Here is a 14,080-nt window from a genome sequence, read left to right as displayed (position 1 = left end):
GGAGGAAACGCTACGCGCTGAGCGGGAGCGGGCGAAAGGTATCACACCATACCGCGCGGACTGGCCCGGGCCGGGCTATGACTCGGGTGGCACGGACCTGACGGCAATGACCGTCCGGCCGATGCAACGCCGCAGCTGACGCAGCAATTGCACAGCACGGCAAGGGAGCGAAACCGGAGCGAACCATGGGCCAAGGTTTGGGCAAGGATTTTGACAGCACCACTGTCACTTTCCATCGCGATGCAGAATTGGCCCTCGACTCGAGCGTCGTGACGATCGGCGCATTTGACGGCGTCCACCGCGGCCATCAGGAATTGCTCCGGCAGACGATTGCGGCAGCCCGACGCCGCGGCGTTCCGGCCGTGGTCTACACCTTCGATCCTCCGCCAAAGGTCTATTTCGGCCAGGCCGAGCCGCTGATATCGCTCAGCGAAAAGCTCGAGCGCATCGCGACATTCGCGCCTGACCACATCGTCGTCGCCGGTTTCAACCAGATCTATGTCCGCCGTACCGCGGCCGATTTCCTCGCCGAGTTGCAACGTTTGCAGCCTCGCGAGGTGATCGTCGGCGAGGATTTTCGCTTCGGGTCCTGCAAGGGTGGCACCGCGCTGTTGCTGCGGCAGCACTTCAACACCCGCATTCTGCCGCCGGTGCGCTGCGGCAATGGCGAGATCGTCTCGAGCAGCCGTATCCGAAGCTTGCGGCGATCCGGCCTTGCCGCCGCCGCCGCGGCGCTGGAAAACTGGCTAGATATCGTGACCGCGCCACCGGCCAATCGATCCTCTCTGGTCCAACTCAAGGTCGCAAGCCAATGACCGCCATCGATCCGCGAGAGCTGCGCAATGCCTGTGGCCAATTCGGCACTGGCGTCACCATCATCACGACGCATTGCGAGGGACGCGACCACGGCATGACGGCGAACGCCTTCATGTCGGTGTCGCTCGAGCCGCCGCTGGTCGCAATCTCGATCGCGAAGAGCGCGAAGATGCTTGGCAACATCCAGAAGACCGGCCGCTTTGCGGTCAGCGTCCTTGCCGAAGGGATGGAGGATCTCGCCTGGCATTTCGCCGGCAAACCCAGGCTCGACCTCTGCGACGTGTTCGAACGCCGCAACGAGCTGCCTGTCATCGCCAACGCAGCGGCGTATTTCGTAACCGATCTTGCGGATGAGATCATCGCAGGAGATCACACCATCTTCCTCGGCCATGTCCGCGAGATGGCGCTCGAGCAAAGCAAGAAGCCGCTGCTGTTCTTCCGCGGCCGTTTCGGCGGCCTTTGCCGATCCGCACCCCGCGCCCGCGATGCTGGAGAATGCCGGCTACGAATTCGTCTGGTGAGACCACCAACCGAGATTCCCGAAACGGGGATGCAAGTTCGATCAAACTGCAAGAAAAGGAGGAAACGACCATGCTGAACGTCAACAAGGACACCATCACCGACCACGTGATCGCCGCGCTCGCGAAGGACATTCCGGATCGCAACCGTCAGATCATGACCAGCCTGATCCGCCACATGCACGATTTCTGCAAGGAGGTCGACCTGACCTTCGCCGAGTGGTTCGCCGCCTGCGAATTCCTGCGCCGCGCCGGCGACATCTCGGACGAGAAGCGCAACGAGTTCATCCTGATCGCGGATATTCTCGGCGTCGAGGTGCTGGTCGACATGCTCGATAACCGCGTCACCGACGGCGAGAGCGAGTCCACCGTGCTCGGGCCGTTCTACCGGGAAAATCCGCCGGTGCTGGCCAAGGGCGCCTCCATCATCAAGAAGACGTTCGACAACGCGCAGACAGTCAAGGTGTCCGGTCGCATCAGCGACACCGCGGGACGCCCGATCGAGGGCGTCACCATCGACGTCTGGGAAGACGCGCCGAACGGGCTCTATGATCTGCAGGATCCGGAGCAGCCGGCCTATAATCTGCGCGGACGGTTCACCACCGACGCCAACGGCGAATATGCCTTCGTCGCGCTGCGCCCCGAGCCCTACCCAATCCCCTATGACGGCGCCGGCGGCGAGCTCCTGAAGTACATGGGCCACCATCCCTGGCGTCCGGGCCACATCCACTTCATGCTCTCGAAGGACGGCTATCAATCGCTGATCTCGCAGATCTACGATTCCGAGACCAAGTACCTCGACAACGACTCGGTGTTTGCCGTGAAGCAGAGCCTGATCGGCAAATTCAGCAAGGCCCCGGCCGGCGCCGACACCGACCTCGTTCTCGACTTCGACTTCAAGCTCAAGAAGGCGGCGGTCGAGCGGCTCGTCGCGGCCGAGTGATGCGCGTTACGCCCTGCCAGGCCTCGCAGAGCCCGGCAGGGCCCATTTTGAACTGACATGTGAGGACATATGAGTCGTGCCTTGATCGACATCGCCGAGCCCATGCAACACATGCAGCCTCTCGCGAAAGACACTACGATCCGCAGCATCCGCGCGACCATCGTGGAGGCGCCGACCCGCCGGCGGCACAAGCTTTCCAACACCGAAGTCACGCATCAGGGCTACGTGCTGGTCCGTGTCCTGCTCGACAATGGCGTGGCGGGTATCGGCGAAGCCTCGACGCTCGGCGGGCCGCGCTGGGCCGAGGAGAGCGTGGAATCGATCAAGGCCGCGGTCACGAATTATCTGGCGCCGGTGCTGCTGGGACAGCCTGCCCTCGCCTTCGAAGCCAATGCGCTCCGCATGAGCAAGGCCGCCACCCGCAATTTCGCGGCCAAGGGCGCCATCGAGTCCGCCCTGCTCGACGCCGCCGGCAAGACGCTTGGCCTGTCCGCCAGCGCCCTGCTCGGCGGCGCGGTGCGCGCGCGCATGGAGGTGATCTGGGCGCTCGCCTCGGGCGACAGCGGCCAGGAGCTGGAGGAAGCCAAGGAGAAGCTGCGCCGCCGCGAGCACCGCCAGTTCAAGATCAAGTTCGGCTTCAACCGGCCGCAGGCCGATCTGAAGCGGCTGCAGGCGCTGCGCGCCGGCCTCGGCGACGAGGTGCGTCTGATTGTCGATATCAACCAGGGCTGGACCGAGGCCGAATGCATCCGCTTCTTGCCCGCGCTGGAGGAGCTGGATGTCGCTCTGGTCGAGCAGCCGGTGTCAGCGCAGCAGCTGGAAGCCATGGCGCGTGTCGCGGCACGCACCTCGATCCCGCTGCTGATCGACGAAGCCGCTTTCACCAAGGAAGAAATCGCCCGAACCGCCACGATGGGCTGCGGCAGCGTCTACTCGCTGAAACTCGTCAAAAGCGGCGGCCTGTTCGAGATGAAGCGCGCCGCCGCGGTCGCGGCCGCGCACGGCCTCGAGCTCTATGGCGGTTGTCTGCTGGAGAGCAGCATCGGCGCGGCTGCGCATCTCGCCGCACTCGCCACCCTGCCCAGGCTCGAATGGGGCAGCGAGCATTTCGGTCCGCGGATTCTCGTGGAGGATCTTGTCGTCAACCCGATCAGGTTCGACGAGTTCGAGATCTGCGTCCCTGATGGCGCCGGTCTCGGCGTCGAGGTCGACGAGGACAAGATCCGCGCCTTCGCCCGGAAGGATTAGGCGGATGGCGTCGTCCCCGCGGACAATTGACAATCCAGGGATGCCCGCTCAGTCTTCCCGCTGGAACCATCGTCTCGATCAAGCGCTGATGACCACGCGGCATCAAACCCGGCAGGCCTTCCCCGCAGCTTCCGCGGAAGCGCGCGAACCAACGTTCGCCTAACCGTGACCGACCGCGACGATGTCATGGATCTGAGGCGACTGGTCTACTTCGTGGCCGTCGCCGAGGAATTGCATTTCGGCCGCGCCGCATCGCGGCTCGCGATCGCCCAGCCGCCGCTCAGCCGGCAGATCGCGCAGCTGGAGAGCGATCTCGGCGTCATGCTGATCGACCGGAGCCGGAGCCAGATCCGCTTGACCCAGGCCGGCAGCGTCCTGCTGGAACGCGCGCGCGACGTGCTGGAGCGGCTCGATCGAACGCACCGCGAGATCAAGCGGATCGGAGAAGGCTTTTCGGGTCACCTGCGCGTCGCCTTTGTCGGATCGGCGACCTATGGCGTGCTACCCAACGTGATCAAGGCGTTTCGTTCGGCCTATCCCGATGTCGAGCTCGCGCTGTCGGCGATGAACAATGCGGAGCAGAAGCGTGCCGTGATCCAGCGCGAGATCGACATCGCTGTCGCCCGCCCCTCGCTCGACGACGAGGAGTTGAAGTCGGAGCCGCTGCTGCAGGAACCGTTGATCCTCGCATTGCCCGACACCTCGCCGCTGCTCGAACAGCAGGTCACGCTTCTGTCGGCGCTGAAGGCCGAGACATTCATCCTCTACCCGCGCAAGCCGCGCCCGAGCTTCGCCGACCACATCCTCAATATCTGCCTCGAAGAAGGCTTCATTCCGAAATCGCAGGTGCTGGCCCAGGACTATCAGACCGCGATCAGCCTGGTGTCGGTTGGCGTCGGCATCGCGCTGGTGCCGAAATCAGTCTCGCAATCGGAACGCCCCGGTGTCACCTACCGCGCCTATGAGGGCCGTAACCCGGGCACCGCACTGTCGCTGAACTACCGGCGCGACAACCGGATGCCGCACCTCTTCAATTTCCTGAAGGTCGCGCAGGAGGTCACGCGGCGTCAGCGCAAGTCGTAATCCGCGCCCTCAGGCCGCGACCGCCGCAGGCGCGCGATCGTCGACGCGTGCGATCGCATCGCGCAGCACGTCGACGTCAGCGCCCGGCCGAACGCCGTTCTCGGCCAGATGCCTGCGGAAGGCGCGCGCGCCGGGCACGCCATGGAAGGCGCCGACGAAATGCCGCGTGATCGAATGCAGCCGCGTGCCTTCAGCCAGTTGCCGCTCGATATAGGGCAGCATGGCCGCAAACACATCCTTCATCGTCGCGTGCGGCGAAGCTTCGCCGAACAGCTCGGAATCGACTGACAGCAACCGCCACGGCTCCTGATAGGCCGCCCGCCCCAGCATCACGCCATCGACATGCGCCAGATGCTGTTTGGCCTCGGCAAGGCTCGTGATGCCGCCGTTGATGATGACGGGCACATCCGGCAGCGCCGCCTTGAGGCGATAGACGCGATCATAGTCGAGCGGCGGGATGTCGCGGTTCTCCTTCGGCGACAAGCCGTTCAGCCAGGCCTTGCGTGCGTGCACGACGAGCGCGTCCGCGCCGGCGGCGATCACACCGCGGGCGAGCGTATCGAGCGCGACCTCCGGATCCTGGTCGTCGATGCCGATCCGGCACTTCACCGTGACGGGGACCTTCACCGCGCGCTTCATCGCCGCAACGCCTTCGGCGACCAGCGCGGGCTCCGCCATCAGACAGGCGCCGAAGCGGCCGTCCTTCACCCGATCCGAGGGACAGCCGACATTGAGATTGATCTCGTCGTAGCCAAACTCCTCGCCGATTGTTGCTGCGGTCGCGAGATCACGCGGATCGGAACCGCCGAGCTGCAGCGCCACCGGATGCTCGCTGGCATCGAAGCCTAGCAGCCGCGCCCGGTCGCCATGGATCACGGCTCCCGTCGTCAGCATCTCCGTATAAAGCCGCGCCCGCCGCGACATCAGGCGATGGAAGACGCGACAATGCCTATCAGTCCAATCCATCATCGGCGCAATGGAGAATTTGTATTTCATCTCAATTGCTTAATCACAACACCGGCTCATTGCAATATGATGTTTTCGAAAACCCTGCCCGTCCGATCTGCGCCATAAAGCTGCGGAGCAATGTCCGGCCAAACCGAAATATCGAAAACAACCCCATGCAAAGTAGGATCGCAGCCGCAGGGACGCTTCGGGCGACGCGAAGACGTTTGACGTTGCTCGACAGCAAAACAAAATGATCGATGGCCCGCAGGACCATCGATCATCGTAAGATCTCGGCAATGTCTAGACCCGATTCCGCCGTCGCCCCAAGTCAGATGGTCGGGGTGACCTGAGCAGAGCCCATCGTTGCGTAGGGCCACCCGCCGCCCGCCACTTTATCCAGGGAGCTGTCGCTGAGCGCATCAGACGTCGGCGAGGTTTGCGGTGCCGTGTTCTGAGCGCCGTCCTTGCTGCTCTCGAGAGATTCCGCTTGCGCTGTTGAATTCGTGTCCTGTCCACTGGTCATGTTCAATCTCCACCTTCATCGATGCTGATCGGGCCAACCCGACGTTGAAAATGCTGCGCTGGTCTTGTTTCGTAAGGATTTCAAGGGCCGGGGAAAGCTGCTTCCCCGGCGGTCGCGCTTTGTTTCGCGGCATCGCGCTTGGGCGATGGGCCATTCCCCACCGATGCGCGGCGGAGCGCTTTCGGCTAGCCCGTCGGGCCGTTGACGCTGTAGCTGGCGCGCGCGGCACTACTGAACGGCCAAGAGCCGCCTGACACATCGTCCAGCGAGCTGTCGCTGAGCGCATCAGCCGCCGGCGAGACTTGGGACGCCGCGTTCGGAGCGCCGTCCTTGCTGCTCTCGAGAGATTCGGCTTGCGACGTTGAATTCGTGTCTTGCCCACTGCTCACATTCAGTCTCCACTTTCATCGATGCTGATCGGGCCAACCCGACGTTGAAAATGCTGCGCTGGTCTCGCTTCGTAAGGATTTCAAGGACCGGGAAAGCTGCTTCCCCGGCGTCGCGCTTTGTTTCGTGGCATCGCGCGAAGCGCTTGGGCGATGGGCCGTTCCCCACCGGTGCGCGGCGGAGCGCTTTTTCGGCTAGCCCCCCGGGCCGCCGGCACTGTAGCTGGCAGCCGCAGTGCTATTGTAAGGCCAAGCGCCGCCCGCCACTTTGTCCAGGGAGCTGTCGCTGAGCGCATCAGCCGCCGGCGAGACTTGGGACGCCGTGTTCGGAGCGCCGTCCTTGCTGCTCTCGAGAGATTCGGCTTGCGCCGTTGAATTCGTGTCCTGCCCACTACTCATATTCAGTCTCCACTTTCATCAATGCTGGCCGGTGAGGCCCAAGGTCAGATGGTTTTGTTGTATGTGCTGCTGCTCATTACGGCCGGCCAAAGCCCGCCCGACACATCGTCCAGCGCGCCATCGCCGAGTGCATCCTTCCCCGGCGTCGACGAAATCTTGGTCTCCGCACCTTCCTTGAGGTTCTGAGGAGGTACAACGTCGCCTTTCGAATTCGTGTCCTGCTCATCGGTCATGTTCAATCTCCACCTTCATCAATGCTGATTGGTTAGCTGCCGTTAGCTCGAACCGTCGTTGGCTCTGGTGCTTTCCCGGTCAGCCCCCCCCGCCCGATCTGATGTAGCTGGCAGATGCAGTGGTACCGTAAGGCCAAGCGCCGCCCGACACATCGTCCAGCGCGCCATCGCGGAGCGCATCCTTCTCCGGCGCCGAGGAAATCTTGTGCTGCGTGCCGTCCTTGAGGCTCTCGCGAGGTTCGGTCCCCGCCTCTGAATTCGCATCCTGCCTGTTGGTCATGTTCAATCTCTACCTTCACCAAGGCTGATTGTTAGCCGCCATTGCTTCAAGTCGTCGGCTCAGACGCTTTCTCGGTCAACCTCCGCCGCCTGTGGCGCCGATGCTGGCACGCACAGCGTTATTATACGGCCAACTGCCGCCTGACACATCGTCCAGCGAGCTGTCGCTGAGCGCATCGGCCGCCGGCGAGACTTGGGAGGCTGTGTTCTGAGCGCCGTCCTTGCTGCTCTCGCAAGGTCCGGCGTCCGCCTTGGAATTCGCATCCTGCTTGTTGGTCATGTCCAATCTCTACCTTCATCGATGCTGATTGGTTAGCCACCGTTCGTGGGGCGGTAGACGCTGCTCGAGAAAGTATTGAGGGGCCAACCGCCGCCTGAGACATCGTCCAGCGAGCCGTCGCTGAGTGCATCAGCCACCGGCGAGACTTGGGAGGCTTGATTTTCCGCGCCGTCCTCGAGGCTCTCGCCAGGGCCGGCGTGCCCTTTGGAATTCGTGTCCTGCTGATCGGCCATGTTCAATCTCCAACTCTGATCAATGCCAAGCGCTATGGCCGGACGTCAGAACCCGTGGGTCGGAGGCACGCGACCGCCGGACACATCGTCCAGGGAGCTGTCGCTGAGTGCATCCTTTTCAGACGTCGAGATTTTCGGTGCCTTGTTCTGGGCGGCGTCCTTGAGGCTATCGAGAGCTTCGGCTTCCGGCTTGGAATTCGCGTCCTGCTTGTTGGCCATTCTCAATCTCCGATTTTGGTGCATGCCAATTGAATCAATAGTTGCGTCGTAACGATGAAGTCATTTCCCAAATATTTCAAAGCCGGAGGCGGGAAACCGGTTTCCCCGGCGTCGCCCCTTGTTTCCTGCGCTTGAGGGTGAAAGCTACCGCTGGATCCATCTGCGAACGATACGGCAGATGCCGTATTTCGTCGTCGGTCACGGGGAAGTGTCAAAGGCCCCCGTCGAAAGGCCGCCCCTTCGAAAGGCCCTGCCTTCGATCTCAGGATCTGGCACCCTTCATCGCGACCTCCTCGACCAGCTTGAGCAGGCGGTCGAATCTCTCGCCCGCGATCGACACCTGGTCGAGCACGGCAGGATCAAGCTCGTCCTTCAACCGCGTCGTCTCGTCGCCGAGGCCGCTGTCCTGCTCACCGTAGGCCATCCTGCGCTCGGTGGCGCGCAGGCGGTCCGACAGCAGGATGGCCAGGGCGCGGTAAAAGCGGCTGGCAAAGGCGTGATCTCCCGCGAGCTTTCGTTTCAGGAGCTGCTTGTCCAGGAACAGGGCAACCGAATCGACCTTCGCAGCCACCGTGGCCGAGGGCGGCGCTGAATCGACCAGCGACATCTCGCCGACGAAGTCGCCCGCCTCGAGCTGGGCGATCTCGCCGATGCCGGACACACTCACGCCCATTCGTCCTTGCAACAGCAGGACGATCGACGAGATCGGCACGCCTTCATCGATCAGGACGTCCTGTCGCCCGATGCCGCGGCGGGCGCCGGCACGGGCCATCCAGTCGATGTCGGAGTCATTCAGCACGCCGAATATGAAGAGGACCTTGCGCATATCGGTGACCCCTAGATCAGTTGACGTTCCGCGAAATCCGCAAACAGGCCCGGCTGCGCCATCAGCTCGGCAAAAGTGCCGGTCTGCACGATCCTGCCGCCGTCCAGCACGACAATCCGGTCCGCCGACTGAACGGTGCTGAGCCGGTGCGCGATGACGATGCGCGTCAGGTTGAACCGTGAGATCGAATCGCTGACGATGGCCTGCGACCGGTTGTCGAGCGCACTAGTGGCCTCATCCATCAGCAAGAGCCGCGGCCGATGCGCCAGCGCCCGCGCGATCAGCAATCGCTGGCGCTGGCCACCCGAGAGGGTGTTGACGCCCTCTGCAACGAGTGTCTGCATGCCCATCGGCATGGCCTCGAGGTCGCGGTCGAATCCCGCCAGCCGTGCGATCTCCCAGGCCTGGTCAATCGATAGCTGGGCTGCGCCGCAGATGTTTTCATAGACGCTGCCGGAGGCGAGCCTGGAGTTCTGCAGCACGACACCGACGTCGCGGCGCAACAAGCCGACGTCGATGGTCTCGAGCGACTTGCCGTCGACAAAGATCACGCCGGACTCCGGCTTCTCGAACCCGAGAAGTAATCGGAACAGTGTCGACTTCCCGCTTCCCGACGGGCCGACAATGGCGAGGTACTCTCCTGTCCCGACGCTGAGGCTGACATCGTCGAGGATCAGCGGCCCGCTGTCGCCGTAGCGGAACGACACGTTGGCAAACTCGATCGAGCCGCCGATCTCGCCAACCGACTTGCGCTCGTCGCTGATTTCTGTCGCCGTCGAGATGATCGGCTTGATCCGCTCGATCCTCGGGATTGCGACCAGCAGCTCTCCGAGCGCCAGCGCCCACTCGCCGACCGCGGCAAGCGACAGCCCGAACGCCGCATAGAATGCCAGGAACGTACCAAGCTCGTGTACCGGCCGCGCGCCTGACGTCGTCTGGGCCAGCGCAAAGATGAGCAGCGTCGCCAACGCCGGAAACCCCGCCTCGAGGCTCTTCTGGAGGTTTCCCGCACGCTGCGACGCGATAAAATGGCGCTTCTGCCTGGAAAAGCGCTCGACCCAGATCGAGAGCGCCTGCATGGTCGCATTGGCAATCCGCAGTTTTCCGACGCCGGTGAGGAGTTGTAGCACCAGCCCCTCCAGCCATCCCTGCTGATAAAGGCTCTCGCGCTCCTCCGACAGCCGGACCAGACTGATCGCGACCACCATTGCGACGCGCAGCACGGCGAGCGCCGCGGCCAGCATGCCGAGCCTGATATCGAGGATGAGCATCACGGCAAAACTGAAGGCGCTGGACACCAACGCCAGACATCCGCGAATGGCGCGGCCGGTGACGATGGTGCGGACGGCTTCGACACCAAGGGTGCGGTCCGCGAGGTCACCAACGGAGAAGTTGCGGAAAAACCCGGCCGGCATCCGCAGCAGGCGGTCGACAACCGCCGCCTGCAATACCCAGTCCAGCCGGCTCTCAAGCCGAAGCATGGCGATGCCCTGCATCACCTGAAATCCGCCGGTCACCAGCGTCACGACAATGAGCGCGATGGCGCAGATCAGGAGCTGGTCGACCTCCGCGCGCGGGAGCACGGAATCGATCAGCAGCTTGATCACCAGCGGCGTGGCCAGCGCGAGAAGACCGAGGCACAGGGCCGCCAGAACGATCCGCAGAAGATCCGCCCGGACCGTCGCGGCGCCGAACTTCAGGAGATCGCGGACCGTCAGAGCCCCCGAAGGCAGCGGGCGATAGAACATCACCGCCTCGGGCGCCAGTTCGGCGGCGGTTGCGCGCGTCAATTCACGGCGCGTGCCGGCGCCGGGGTCAACGATGATGTGGCGGCCGCCTGCCCCCGGAAGGATCGCGACGGCCCGCCGGTCTTCGCCGAGAAACGCGACGAATGGACCGGCACTGTTGGCCCCCCAGTCCGCGCGCAGCAACAATCGCCGCGTTCGCACCCGCGACGCCTCCGCGATCCTCACGGCGCTCGCAAGATCATCATGGTCGAACGCCATATTGGCCGGAGCGTGGAGCGCTATGCCCAGCGCTGCTCCGACCTCCCGACAGGCGGCGACCAGACGGCTAGCACCAACCGCGCCGGGTTGCGTTGATCCGGGCTCGGCAGCGATGATACCGGCAAGCCGACCGACAATGCTGCTGGTCCGCAGCCGGTTGAGGTTCGAGCGCAGGCGCAGGCGGTCGGCCTCCGCGAGGGTTTCCTCGTCGATCCTGCGACACAGGCTTTCCATGACACGTGCATGGAATCGATCAAGCGCGGCCCATATCTCGGCAAGCGGGAATGCCGTGCTCTCCCGCACCACCAGCGTCGCGTCCTCGCGGGCGACGATCCACGTTCCCGGCGGCATCGGCGCGGGACACTCCCTGGAGCCATGGATCGCCGGCATCTCCATCACGCCGATGGTCCCATGCTCAATCCCGATCCAGCCGACCCGCCGACCGGACAGCCGGAGTATGTCGCCGGCTGCCAATGCGTATCGCGAGCCGATCGCGGCCTGCTGCACGCCCGCTCCTTGAGGAGACGCTGCGATGACTCCCGACACAAGCGCGGTCCATGCGTCGATTGCGTCCCGATCGGCAAAACGGCCACGATGATCGATCACGATTTCGGTCTCGAGACCGCCGACCGCAATCACGGCCACCGAATTTCCGTTTCCATCGCCGATGCCGGGCAAGCCAAAAACCACCGCGCCTTGCTCGACCCGAAACAGATGATGCCGCCGGCTCGGCTCGCCGCCGGCGCTCTCCCTGACGGCAAACAGGTCGACATAGCCGCGCACGACGTGCAGAACGAGATCGAGGTCATTGATCGGCAGCGGTCGGCGGCTCTCGAGCCCGACTGGGCGAGACGCCGCGCCTCCGCGCCAGGGCGGAGTTTCGAGGGCGGGAGGCTGGTAGACGCGGTTCATTCGCTCGACACCAGCTGGACATATTCGCCGCCCTCGGCGAGCAGCTCCTGATGCGTTCCCCGCTGCACGACCCGCCCGTTGCTCATGACAAGAATCTCGTCACAGTCGCGGATCGTGCTGAGCCGGTGCGCGACGATGATGCAGGTGCATCCCCTGCGCCGGAGGTTGTCGTCGATCGCCTTCTCGACGATCGGATCCAGGGCGGAAGTGGCCTCGTCGAGCACGACCACGGAAGGATTGCCTGCCAGCGCCCGTGCGATCTCGAGCCGTTGCCGCTGGCCGCCGCTGAAATTCCTGCCGTCCTCGGCCACGTGGCAATCGTAGTTGCCGGCCCGGACGACAACCTCCTCGTGGATCAGCGCATCCTTGAGCGCCCGGGACACGCTGGCCTCAGCCACGGTATGGTCCCAGAGCGTGAGGTTGTCGCGGGCCGTCCCTTCGAACAGCAGGATTTCCTGATCGACATAGGCAACCGAGTTGGTGAATATCTCCTGGGGAATCTCGGCCATCGACCAGCCGTCGATGCGGATGTCGCCGGACCACGGCCGGTACAGTCCGCTGACCAGCCGTCCAACGGTGGATTTGCCGCTGCCCGACGCGCCGACCAGCGCGACGCGGCGACCGGGCTCGACGACCAGCGAAAAATCCTCGATCAGCGGCGGCTCGAGCGCCGAATAGCCGAACGAGATGTCCTTCAACTCGACCCGGCCCGACAGTTTTGCGGGCATCGTTGCGGGCGCGCACTCGATCGGCACCAGGGGACGGGCGGGATAGTTGAAGACGTCCTCGATCCGGAACAGGTTGCCCTTGATGGCGAGGAAGACAGCGGCCTGCTGCACAAGTGCGTTGACCGGCTCGACCAGGCTGGTGAGCAGCGCCTGCAGGGCGACGAGGCCACCGATGGTCAATGCGCCGTCGACGATCCGAAGGCCCCCCACCCCCAGCACGATCGCGGTGGTCAATCCGGTCAGGAAGATCGGACAGCTGTCGAGGAAGGTGGAGTAGACGCCGAGATCACGCTCGGCGTTCAGGACCTTGGCCTGAAACCCCGCCCAGCGCGCGAAGGCGTCATCTTCCAGGCCGCCGGCCTTGATCGTTTCGATCGTGCGGATGATTTCGATGGTGCTTCCATTCAGCTTGGCACGTTCGATCGACAGCTTGCGGTTGAGGTCCTCGCGCTGGCGCGCGACCAGCCTGAGGACGAGGACATTGAGGAGAGCCATGGCGATGCTGATCGCGGCCAGCAAACCGTCGTAGAATGCCATCGTCACGGCGACGAAGGCGACCGCGATCAGGTTCAGCGCATTGGCAGCCACCCCGTTCGAAAGCAGCTGGGCGATTTGTTCGCTGGCGGCTATGCGGTTGGCGAGATCGCCGGAGTGCCGCTGGGTGAAGAATTCCATCGGAAGGGTCAGGACGTGCCAGAGCAACTGGCTGACCATCGTCACCGTGAGCTTGGTCTGGATGCGCAGGAGCAGCGACTGTTGAAATGCCGTCATCAGCGCCCGCGCCACGGCTGTCATCGCCATGCCGATCAGCAAAGGTGTGAACCAGCCCTCGGCATGCTTGATCAGGACGTCATCGACAAAGATTTTCGCGAATGCCGGAACCAGGATGGTGGGCACCACCAGCGCCATGCTGAGTGCAACCAGCAGCAGCACCGCCCTCAACGAATTCGACAGTCGCCGCAGCAGCAGCGGAACAAGGTCGGGCTCGCGACCACCCGGCTTGAAGTCGGGGCCCGGCTCCATCGCCAGGACAACGCCCGTGAAGGCCGCGTCAAACTCATCGTGACCGACCTTGCGGCGGCCGGTCGAGGGATCGTTGAGATAGGCGTAATCCGAATCCAGCCTTTCGAGCACCACGAAATGGTTGAAGTTCCAGTGGATGATCGATGGCATCGGCAGCTCATGCAGCGTTGCCGGCTCCTTCCTGAACCCCTTTGCCGTCAGTCCGAATTGCCGTGCGGCCTTCAGCACGTTGCTGGCCTTGCTGCCGTCCCGGGACACGCCGCAGGCTTCGCGCAGCTTTTCCAGCGGCACCCAGAGACCGTGATACGCCAGGATCATCGCGAGCGAAGCCGCGCCGCATTCCAGCGCTTCCATCTGGAATACCGTGCGCGTCACCCAGCGCCGTCGCACCGGCAGCGGGATGCGCCTGAGCCAGTTGCCGAGGCGATCGAGGAGCGCCGGCCGGGCATCGGTTTGGCGCGATGACATGGTCATACG

The 14,080-nt window shown here is 63.9% G+C and carries 15 protein-coding genes; 5 read left to right on the top strand and 10 right to left on the bottom strand.

Going from position 1 to position 14,080, the window contains the following annotated elements; all coding sequences use genetic code 11:
• Window positions 1-185: 185 nt before the first annotated feature.
• The 5 genes from G6P99_RS19360 (at window position 186) to G6P99_RS19340 (ending at window position 4,608) form a co-directional block, all read left to right on the top strand.
• A complete protein-coding gene (locus G6P99_RS19360) occupies window positions 186-815 on the top strand; it encodes an FAD synthetase (RefSeq protein WP_245284523.1) in 630 nt (209 codons plus the stop codon).
• The gene (locus G6P99_RS19355; RefSeq protein ID WP_063618911.1) at window positions 812-1,414 is read left to right on the top strand and encodes a flavin reductase family protein; all 603 of its coding nucleotides are present in this window, start codon (window positions 812-814) and stop codon (window positions 1,412-1,414) included. The genes G6P99_RS19360 and G6P99_RS19355 overlap by 4 nt, the downstream gene beginning before the upstream one ends.
• Window positions 1,408-2,277: an intradiol ring-cleavage dioxygenase gene (locus tag G6P99_RS19350; RefSeq protein WP_029078512.1), complete on the top strand. Its 870-nt coding sequence runs from the start codon at window positions 1,408-1,410 to the stop codon at window positions 2,275-2,277. The genes G6P99_RS19355 and G6P99_RS19350 overlap by 7 nt, the downstream gene beginning before the upstream one ends.
• 69 nt (window positions 2,278-2,346) lie before the next feature.
• A complete protein-coding gene (locus tag G6P99_RS19345) occupies window positions 2,347-3,525 on the top strand; it encodes a muconate/chloromuconate family cycloisomerase (protein WP_084518287.1) in 1,179 nt (392 codons plus the stop codon).
• A 186-nt stretch (window positions 3,526-3,711) separates the two neighbouring features.
• The gene (locus G6P99_RS19340) at window positions 3,712-4,608 is read left to right on the top strand and encodes a LysR family transcriptional regulator (protein WP_029078510.1); all 897 of its coding nucleotides are present in this window, start codon (window positions 3,712-3,714) and stop codon (window positions 4,606-4,608) included.
• 9 nt (window positions 4,609-4,617) lie between these two features.
• On the opposite strand, the gene dusA is transcribed toward G6P99_RS19340, so the two are convergent.
• The 10 genes from dusA to G6P99_RS19290 all read right to left on the bottom strand — a co-directional run bounded on the left by dusA (window position 4,618) and on the right by G6P99_RS19290 (window position 14,077).
• Window positions 4,618-5,604, bottom strand: a complete 987-nt coding sequence (gene dusA / locus G6P99_RS19335; RefSeq protein WP_029078509.1) for a tRNA dihydrouridine(20/20a) synthase DusA — start codon at window positions 5,602-5,604, stop codon at window positions 4,618-4,620.
• A 280-nt stretch (window positions 5,605-5,884) separates the two neighbouring features.
• Window positions 5,885-6,079, bottom strand: a complete 195-nt coding sequence (locus G6P99_RS19330; protein WP_029078508.1) for a hypothetical protein — start codon at window positions 6,077-6,079, stop codon at window positions 5,885-5,887.
• Window positions 6,080-6,908: 829 nt separating this feature from the next.
• Window positions 6,909-7,097: a hypothetical protein gene (locus G6P99_RS19325; RefSeq protein WP_029078506.1), complete on the bottom strand. Its 189-nt coding sequence runs from the start codon at window positions 7,095-7,097 to the stop codon at window positions 6,909-6,911.
• Between the two features lie 79 nt (window positions 7,098-7,176).
• On the bottom strand, window positions 7,177-7,377 hold the full coding sequence (locus G6P99_RS19320) for a hypothetical protein (protein ID WP_029078505.1): 201 nt from the start codon (window positions 7,375-7,377) through the stop codon (window positions 7,177-7,179).
• A gap of 75 nt (window positions 7,378-7,452) precedes the next feature.
• Window positions 7,453-7,656 (bottom strand): hypothetical protein, encoded by a 204-nt coding sequence (locus tag G6P99_RS19315; RefSeq protein WP_029078504.1) that lies wholly within the window; start codon window positions 7,654-7,656, stop codon window positions 7,453-7,455.
• Window positions 7,657-7,688: 32 nt separating this feature from the next.
• A complete protein-coding gene (locus G6P99_RS19310) occupies window positions 7,689-7,889 on the bottom strand; it encodes a hypothetical protein (protein WP_029078503.1) in 201 nt (66 codons plus the stop codon).
• A 45-nt stretch (window positions 7,890-7,934) separates the two neighbouring features.
• Window positions 7,935-8,108, bottom strand: a complete 174-nt coding sequence (locus G6P99_RS19305; RefSeq protein ID WP_165123179.1) for a hypothetical protein — start codon at window positions 8,106-8,108, stop codon at window positions 7,935-7,937.
• A gap of 262 nt (window positions 8,109-8,370) precedes the next feature.
• Window positions 8,371-8,934, bottom strand: coding sequence for a cyclic nucleotide-binding domain-containing protein (locus tag G6P99_RS19300; protein WP_029078502.1), 564 nt, complete (start codon window positions 8,932-8,934; stop codon window positions 8,371-8,373).
• Between the two features lie 11 nt (window positions 8,935-8,945).
• Window positions 8,946-11,852 carry an NHLP bacteriocin export ABC transporter permease/ATPase subunit gene (locus G6P99_RS19295; RefSeq protein WP_051346019.1) on the bottom strand — a complete coding sequence of 969 codons (2,907 nt, stop codon included), beginning with the start codon at window positions 11,850-11,852 and terminating at the stop codon, window positions 8,946-8,948.
• Entirely contained in the window at window positions 11,849-14,077 is a 2,229-nt protein-coding gene (locus G6P99_RS19290; RefSeq protein WP_198031114.1) for an NHLP family bacteriocin export ABC transporter peptidase/permease/ATPase subunit, read from the bottom strand. The genes G6P99_RS19295 and G6P99_RS19290 overlap by 4 nt, the downstream gene beginning before the upstream one ends.
• Window positions 14,078-14,080: the final 3 nt, after the last annotated feature.

It is taken from the genome of Bradyrhizobium sp. 6(2017), assembly GCF_011058295.2.
Taxonomy (GTDB): Bacteria; Pseudomonadota; Alphaproteobacteria; order Rhizobiales; family Xanthobacteraceae; genus Bradyrhizobium; species Bradyrhizobium septentrionale.
This window is presented reverse-complemented; position numbering and strand designations above follow the sequence as displayed.